This is a genomic window from Burkholderia sp. Ac-20379, assembly GCF_017104645.1.
Taxonomy (GTDB): domain Bacteria; phylum Pseudomonadota; class Gammaproteobacteria; order Burkholderiales; family Burkholderiaceae; genus Burkholderia.
In genome coordinates, this window is record NZ_JAAGPF010000731.1 from 1 (window position 1) to 1,210 (window position 1,210).

Sequence of the window (1,210 nt, forward strand, 5' to 3'; positions counted from 1 at the left end):
CGTCGAGGCGGCGCGCGAGCGCTACGGCGCGGCGCGCATCGGCGTGCTGATCGGCACCAGCACCTCGGGCATCGAGGCGGCCGAACGCGCGTTCGCGCAGCGTGCGGCCTCGCGGGCCGGCGCGCCGCTGCCGCCGGAGTTCGATTACCGGCAAATGGAGATCGGCACCGCCGCGCCGTTCGTCAAGGCCGTGCTGGGCGTGTCCGGGCCGGCCTACACGGTGTCCACCGCCTGCACCTCGAGCGCCAAGACGTTCGCCGCCGCGCGCCGCCTGCTGCGGCTCGGGATGTGCGACGCCGTGGTGGTGGGCGGCGCGGATTCGTGCTGCGAGCTGACCGCGCAGGGCTTCGCCTCGCTCGAATCGGTCAGCGCCGAACGCACCAATCCGATGAGCCGGCACCGGCGCGGCATCAACATCGGCGAAGGCGCGGCCGTGTTCGTGATGAGCCGCGACGAGGGCGAGATCCGGCTGGCCGGCGCGGGCGAATCGAGCGACGCCCACCATATTTCCGCGCCCGATCCGCACGGGCACGGCGCGCGTCTCGCGCTCGGCGAGGCGCTGGCCGACGCGGGCGTGCGCGCCGCGCAGATCGGCTACGTCAATCTGCACGCCACGGCCACGCCGCACAACGACGCGATGGAAGCCCAGGTCATGGCGCAGGTGTTTCCCGACGGCGTGCCCGCCAGCGGCACCAAGCCGATGACCGGCCACCTGCTCGGCGCGGCGGGCGCCACCGAGCTGGCGTTCGCGTGGCTGACGCTGGCGCGCGGCATCGCGTTGCCCGTGCACGTCTGGGACGGCGAGGCCGACCCGGCGCTGCCGCCGCTCGATCTGGTGCAGACCGCGCGGCGGCTCGGCGGCGATGTGCGCGGGCGCTACGCGATGAGCAATTCGTTCGCATTCGGCGGCAGCAATGCCAGCCTGATCCTGGGGTGTTGAGATGGACAACGGTTTGACGCCGGCAACGAACCGCGAGGCCGTGCCGCTGCACGACGTGCTCGACGTGTTGCCGCACCGCGGCACGATGCTGCTGCTCGACGCGATCGTCGCGTGCACCCAGGAGGCCGTCGAGGCGCACGCCAGCGTGCGGCCCGACGCGTGGTATGCGGATGCCGGCGGCGCGATGCCGGCCTGGATCGGCATCGAATTGATGGCGCAGGCGATCGCCGCGCACGTCGGCCTGCTCGCGATGCGCGACGGCGGCAGCGC

The 1,210-nt window shown here is 73.3% G+C and carries 1 protein-coding gene and 1 pseudogene; both read left to right on the forward strand.

Annotated features, from left to right (window positions below; all coding sequences use genetic code 11):
* A partial coding sequence (locus G3N92_RS34290) for a beta-ketoacyl-ACP synthase (RefSeq protein WP_206131907.1) occupies positions 1–940 on the forward strand: 940 nt, incomplete at its 5' end.
* Position 941: 1 nt separating this feature from the next.
* Positions 942–1,210, forward strand: a pseudogene (locus tag G3N92_RS34295) (beta-hydroxyacyl-ACP dehydratase); the annotation flags it as partial.